Origin of the sequence: Cyclobacterium jeungdonense (assembly GCF_010994275.1) — a bacterium.
In the GTDB taxonomy this organism is placed as follows: Bacteria; Bacteroidota; Bacteroidia; order Cytophagales; family Cyclobacteriaceae; genus Cyclobacterium; species Cyclobacterium jeungdonense.
The window spans coordinates 1-565 of the sequence record NZ_WMCD01000039.1; the positions used below are offsets into that span (position 1 = coordinate 1).

General features: G+C 50.6%; 1 rRNA gene. It reads left to right on the forward strand.

The annotated features are described in order from the left end of the window. Positions 1-129: 129 nt before the first annotated feature. Positions 130-565, forward strand: a 23S ribosomal RNA gene (locus tag GKS34_RS23225); the annotation flags it as partial.

A 565-nucleotide genomic window follows, 5' to 3' on the forward strand; every position in this document is an offset into this window, starting at 1 on the left:
ACCATTGATCACATAAGTGGGATCAAAAGTTCATTGACATGTTGAGCGGAGAATGCAATGAGTTTATTGCTACGTGAGTAGTAGTAAGCTGGAAATACCCCTGCGTGTTTGCAAAAGGGCACGTAGGGAGTTTAAGTGAATAAGGGCGTACGGGGGATGCCTAGGCTCCGGGAGGCGAAGAAGGACGTGCCAAGCTGCGAAAAGCTGTGGGGACCGGCACAGGCGGATTGATCCACAGATGTCCGAATGGGGCAACCCATCCTAATTTATTAGGATATTGATTTATTTATAGGTCAAGGCGAACGTGGGGAACTGAAACATCTAAGTACCCATAGGAAGAGAAAACAAATAGTGATTCCGTCAGTAGCGGCGAGCGGACGCGGAATAGCCCAAACCCTGCCGGTTACGGCCGTCAGGGGGTTGTAGGACCCAATAATCTGAATTCATTCAGACCCGAACCGATTGGGAAGTCGGACCATAGGGGGTGATAGTCCCGTAGGGGTAGGGATGGATGAAGAGTGGGTATCCTGAGTAAGCCGGGACGGGAGAAATCCCGGCTGAATCT